General features: G+C 63.6%; 3 protein-coding genes and 1 pseudogene. 3 read left to right on the forward strand and 1 reads right to left on the reverse strand.

The window, feature by feature from the left end:
- Positions 1–261: 261 nt before the first annotated feature.
- Complete coding sequence (locus WC739_RS12305; RefSeq protein ID WP_372953307.1) at positions 262–1,731, forward strand: L,D-transpeptidase family protein; 1,470 nt, start codon at positions 262–264, stop codon at positions 1,729–1,731.
- A 173-nt stretch (positions 1,732–1,904) separates the two neighbouring features.
- Complete coding sequence (locus tag WC739_RS12310; RefSeq protein WP_372953308.1) at positions 1,905–3,464, forward strand: MFS transporter; 1,560 nt, start codon at positions 1,905–1,907, stop codon at positions 3,462–3,464.
- Positions 3,465–3,555: 91 nt separating this feature from the next.
- Here WC739_RS12310 and WC739_RS12315 read toward each other — a convergent pair whose 3' ends face one another.
- Positions 3,556–5,526, reverse strand: coding sequence for a M23 family metallopeptidase (locus WC739_RS12315; RefSeq protein WP_372953309.1), 1,971 nt, complete (start codon positions 5,524–5,526; stop codon positions 3,556–3,558).
- Between the two features lie 283 nt (positions 5,527–5,809).
- Here WC739_RS12315 and WC739_RS12320 point away from each other — a divergent pair.
- Positions 5,810–6,007 (forward strand): annotated as a pseudogene (locus WC739_RS12320) (hypothetical protein); the annotation flags it as partial.

Below are 6,007 nucleotides of genomic sequence, written 5' to 3' on the forward strand. Positions count from 1 at the left end.
CCCTCCGGGCGCGCGGCGTTGTCATGTCAAGCGGTGGGTTCGGACAACGCGGACATAACAGCCGAAACGCGCCCCGCATCGGGCAACGAGCCGGGCTTGCCGCAAGCTGGCTAATATTCCATGAAGCGCCGGAAAACGGCCATCTTCATGCCCCGTTCATATTGGAACCATAGTTTGGGCAACTGGTTTCCAGGCGAAGGGATTCGCCTTACAGCAACACTGCCGGGCGACGGCAATCACGGACCGGAGAGCTTGGCCACCATGTCGCGCACGATCTTCACCCTTTCGGTACTCGCCGCCGGGTTTGTGTCTTCTGCCTCTCTCGCTGCGCCAACGCAGGACAATGCGCGACGCATCGTCCGCTCCGAGGGCGGCATTCTTGTCGCCCAGGACGGCAATCTGGACATCTATTACGACGCCCGGGGCAATCGCGTCATCGTCGATGCCGATTCCGGCAAGGTCATCGCCATCCAGCCGCCCGGCTCACGGCTGGACCGGCGTGCGCTGCGCCGAGAGGCGCTGCCTCGACAACTGGGCCGGGCTCCTGTTGAAGATGACCGCTATTACCTCGACGATCCTGACGACATGGCGCGGTTCCGCCGCAAACGGATGGAAGAGGACGGCGGGGCCATCGCGCCGCCAGCTGACGAATACGATCCCGACAGTGGGAATTCGGTCGAAGCCTATCCGCCGGCGCCACAGGACGAGGGCGGCTACGACAACAATTACCCCGATGGGCCACAGCCGGCGACGCCGGGTCCCATCAAGCGTCAGCCGCTGAACGAGGCTTCGATCGAGCCGGTACAGCCCGCGGCGCCGGGCGATCAGGCGGCGCTGCCGCCGCCGACTGGCGGCAAGACAAGCGTCGACCCATCGCTATCGCTGGGCGCACGCCAGGACGTAGCGGCGCTGCAGGTTCTGCTCGACCGGGGCGGTGCTTCGCCTGGCGTCATCGATGGACGTTTCGGCTCGAATGTCGACAAGGCGCTCGCCGCCTATAACCAGATCACGGGCAGCAATTTGCGTTCCACCGACGAGGCCGGCATCAAGGCGGCGCTTGCGCAAACAGGCGGCGACGCATTCGCCAATTATACGATCACGCCGGAAGATGCGGCCGGGCCCTATGTTGCCTCGATCCCCGAAGACTACAGCCAGAAGGCTCAACTCGACCGCATGGGATACACCTCGGTCACCGAGGCGCTCGCCGAACGGTTCCACATGGACGAGAACTATCTGAAGGCGCTCAACCCTGACGCCAATTTCAATCGTCCAGGCACGATCGTGAAGGTTGCGAATTTCGGCAGGCTTGTCTCGACGCCGGTCGCCAGGATCATCGCCGACAAGAACAAGAAAGAGGTCTTCGCCTACGACGCCTCTGGCAAGCTGGTCGCTGCCTATCCGGCGACCATCGGATCCTCCGATACGCCGTCGCCGTCTGGCACGCACGCTGTCTCGCGTGTCGCGCTGGACCCTAACTACACCTACAACCCGAACATCAATTTCAAGCAGGGCCAGAACGACAAGGTCCTGACCATTCCGCCGGGGCCGAACGGTCCGGTCGGCTCGGTGTGGATCGCACTGGACAAGCCAACCTACGGCATCCACGGCACACCGGATCCGTCGAAGATCGGCAAGACCGAAAGTCATGGCTGCGTGCGCCTGACCAATTGGGACGCGCGGGAATTGGCCAAACTTGTTTCGCCGGGCGTGACGGTGGAATTCGTCGAGTAGGGCTGAACGCCAAGGGCGACGCCGGCTGGATCAGCTAGCCGGCGGCAGCCGAAAGATGTGGCGTTAGAGCCGCCATCTGGAGGCAGGCGCAAATCCTGGGGAAACGGCTGGTCGTAAAGGGCGACACCCGTGGCCGGTTGCTGCCTCCGCATATGCGGTCTAAGCATTGTTCCATGCATTCACCAAGCGAAGCCGCCGCCGTTCCGCTGAGCAGCCCGGTGGCGGACGGTACGTTCTGTCCTCGGTCGCGGCGAGGGTTTGTCCTGATCGCGGCGATCCTGGCCTCGGCGCTCGGTTTTATCGATGGTTCGATCCTGGCCATCGCCATGCCTGCGATCCGCGCCAATCTGGGCGCCAGCCTGGCCGAAGCTCAGTGGATTTCCAATGCCTATGCGCTGACGCTGTCGGCTCTGATCCTGGCCGGCGGCGCCGCGGGCGATCGATTCGGGCTGCGCCGAGCCTTCGTCGCCGGGATCGCCCTGTTCGTCGTTGCCTCGCTTGCCTGCGCGCTGGCGCCGAACGCGCTGGTGCTGATCGCGTTTCGTGCCATCCAGGGCATAGGCGCGGCGATCATGGTGCCGGGCAGCCTAGCCATCATCGCCAAGGCCTATCCGAAACAGGAACGCGGCCGCGCCATTGGCATCTGGGCGGCGGCATCGGCGCTGACCACAGCGCTTGGCCCGGTGTTGGGTGGCATCGTGCTGTCGGCGTTCGGCGACGGCATCTGGCGGGCGATCTTCGCCGTCAACCTGCCGCTCGGCATGATCTCGATCTATCTTCTGATAGCCAAGATCCCTGCCGACGCGCCGGCAGAAAAGCGCAGCCTGGATCTAGGCGGCGCCGCGCTCGCCACGCTTGCCTTCGGCGCGCTCGCCTATGGGCTGACCTCGATGAGTGCCACCGGCGAGGGCCACATGTCCGGGCCGAGCATTGCCGCCGGCGCCGTCCTGCTCGTCGTCTTCATCTTTTTCGAGCTCCGCCGGCGCGAGCCGATGATCGATCTGTCGCTGTTTCGCAACAGGGCCTTCGCCGGCGCCAATATCGCGACATTTTTCCTCTATTTCGCGCTGTCGGCCAATCTTTTCTATCTGCCGATGCTGCTCATCGCCGGATGGGGGCTGAGCACGGCCGAGGTCGGCTTCATCTTCCTGCCGCTATCGGTGTCGATCGCCCTTTTGTCGGGGTCGGTCGGACAGCTTTCGGACCGGATCGGGCCTCGTTTTCCGATCGCCTGCGGCAGCCTGGTGGTGGCTTTCGCCTTTGCGGGGCTTGCCATGCTCACCCATGCCGGGGTCCATAGTTTCTGGATGGGGACATTTCCGCTGATGGCGCTGATGGGTCTTGGCATGGCGCTGGTCGTATCACCTTTGTCGACAGCCATCATGACAGCGGTGGAAGACAAGGATACGGGTGCCGCCTCCGGCATAAACAACGCGGTTTCGCGCATCGGCGGCCTGATCGCCGTGGCAGCGATGGGATCGCTTGCCGCCTGGGTCTACGCAGCCGCGCTGAGGAGGGATGCGACGCCCGGTATTCCAGGCTTCGGCGAACCGGCGCCGGCGGGACTTGCCCCAGCACTGGATGCGGCAAGGCTCGCAGCCGGCGACGCCGCCTTTTCGGCCGTTTCCTTGGTGACCGCGCTGCTTTGCCTGCTTTCGGCCGTCATCGCCTGGACGACCATTTCGGGTCAGCGATTGCCTTGGCCGCGGCGCGCCGAGGGTCCGCGTCGCTGAGGCGAGATCAAAGCCATTGCAAGATCTGGCGGTCCGTTCGGGATCGCGTTGCGCAATGTGGTCGAGTGTTGCCTCGAACCGCTGAAACGCTCTACCCGTCGATCTTGGCGCTCGCCACCTTCAGCGGATCGCTGTCTTCCTGCTTTAGCAGGTCATCGATGCGCTCGCGCTCGCGCTTGAAGGCGACGAGGTCATCGCCTTTGAGCACCTTGCCGACCGGCAAGCGGACACGCATCGGATCAACCTTGGTGCCGTTGACGATCAGCTCATAGTGAAGATGCGGTCCGGTGGCGAGGCCGGTCTGGCCGAGAAAGCCGATGGTCTGTCCCTGGCGCACACGCATGCCCGGTTCGATGCCTTTGGCAAAAGCGCTCTGGTGGTTGTAGGAGGTCTCATAGCCATTGGCATGGCGGATGATGATCTGCTTGCCATAACCGCCAGCCCAGCCGACCTTTTCGATAACGCCATTGCCGGCGGCGATGATCGGCGTGCCGATGGGGGCTGCCCAGTCGACGCCGGTGTGCATGCGGACATATCCGAGGATCGGATGCTTGCGAGCGCCGAAGCCGGAACGGAATTTCCCGGCGGGCAGGGGATTGCGCAGCAGGAACTGCTTGGCGCTCGATCCGTCCTCATCGAAATAGTCGGTGCTACCGTCCTGCATCTGGAAGCGATAGAAATTGCGGGTCGTGCCGCCGAACGTCGCCGAGACATAGAGAAGCTCGGAATTGTCGGAGGTCTGATCGTCGCCGTCAGGCTGCGAGAACAGCACGTCGATGCGATCGGTGGGACTAAGGCGGGACTGGAAGTCGACATCGGACGCGAGCAGTTTGATCAGCCGCTGGGTCATCTGCTTGGACATGCCGTAGGAATAGGCGGAGCGGTAAATCCCGTCATAGATATTGGGCAGGTTGCCGCGCACCACCACCGGGGCCGACGAATCATCGAATGCGCTCAGCAATTCGGGGTTCGGCTCGGGCTCCTGTGCGGGCACGTACTGGCCACGGTCGTCGAGCGCGATGGTGACGATATGCGTGGTCTTGTCGTAGACGCTGGTGCGCACGACCTTGGCGGCGTCGCCGTGAACCTCGAGACCGACACGCAGCACGGTTCCCGCCTTGAGCGTGGTCGCGTTCAACAGCTTGGCGATCGCTTCAGCCATGCCAGTGGCATCTTCGCCGGTGTAGCCCGAATCGGCAAAGGCCTCGGTGAGGTCGAGATCCTTGGTGAACGGAATGATTTCCTCGGCAAAGGCCGGCGCCTGGTCGTCGGTGGTGGCGCGCGGCGCCACCGAGACGTTCTCCGGCACGATCTTCACGTCGTAGGATCCGGCCATGCTCTCGGCAAAGGCTTCGCCGAATCGCTGCGGGTCGACATAGTGGAGCGACGCGACCTGTATCGCCCCGTCGCTGAGGTCGGTGCCGGCTTCGCGGACCACCTTTTCAACTTCGTCGGCGGAGAGGTCGCTCTTTTCGTCGAAGGCGGCCGTCTCGATCGGGAAATCGACGGTCTTCAGGCTCATCTCGCTTTCGACCTTGGCACCGTAGATCTGGCCCGACGCGGCCGAGGCCGTCGCCGGCTGCGCCGGACTGTCGTCGCCGTCGTCCCCGAATACCTGCATCGGGTCGAAAGGCGGATAGGAGCGGCTGGTGGTGTGGCCGGCGGCAAGCGCCATCTTGATCTGAACGAAAGGCATGGTGTGGATGACGTCGCGGTCGCCGACCTTGGTCACCATCGACACTTCCATGCGGCGGCGGTCCTTTGCCTTGGCGATCTGGCGGGGCGCCACCAGCCGGGTTGTCTTGGCCACTTCGCCGGAATCACCATTGCCGGCAAGGCTGATCAGTTCCGCGATCTCGGGCGGGGTCGCCAGTTGCTGGCGCCCATCAAGGGCGGCGAACAGGGCCACGCCCATCAGCACGCTGGACGTCACGCCGGTGAGAAAGGTGCCTGACAGCCAACGTGCGGAAACCTCGCGCCGATCCGGCGGGCCGCTGCGGCCATCCGCGATCAGCGGCGGCTCATTGCCGAGTTCGGCTATGACATCTTCCGTGTCTGGCATCCAGAAAGGCTGCTTCTTCCCCGGGGCGGAATGGCTTTTCGCTTTTGTTGTGCCCTGACATTTGCCTGTCACGGCAGATGAAGTCAACGAAGCGCCAGGTTTGGGCGAATTCCCCCCGCGCAGTTATCTTATAGAGCGCCTCCACCCAGGAGGGCGATGCGCCGTCTCCGCGGGGCCGTTACGGACTTCCATAGCGGCCTTTGAAAAGCGCATGCCGCCGGCGCGGCGTCTCTTCTTGTAGGCCTGGTGTCGAACCGCAATGCGGCGGCAATAGGGCTCCAACGTGACCGACCCGCCCTGTGGTCCCGGTTCCGTTGAGGCAGCCGGCTATCAACAATGGACCCCCACGGTTTCTGTCGCAAAAAGTTCAAAAACTTCGAGATGGCAGTTGACAGTTTGGATTGGTGGCGACTATATACGCCTCACGAACGAGGGCGGCTCGCCGCTGGCGACGAAGAAGTTTGCTTCTGTGCCTGCCCTT

The organism is Mesorhizobium sp. (genome assembly GCF_041661565.1).
Taxonomy (GTDB): domain Bacteria; phylum Pseudomonadota; class Alphaproteobacteria; order Rhizobiales; family Rhizobiaceae; genus Mesorhizobium.

Bases quoted from the DNA above. Each gene is read 5' to 3' on its own strand.
- WC739_RS12305 (WP_372953307.1), top strand. From the start codon at position 262: ATGTCGCGCACGATCTTCACCCTTTCGGTACTCGCCGCCGGGTTTGTG.
- WC739_RS12310 (WP_372953308.1), top strand. From the start codon at position 1,905: ATGCATTCACCAAGCGAAGCCGCCGCCGTTCCGCTGAGCAGCCCGGTG.
- WC739_RS12315 (WP_372953309.1), bottom strand. From the start codon at position 5,526: ATGCCAGACACGGAAGATGTCATAGCCGAACTCGGCAATGAGCCGCCG.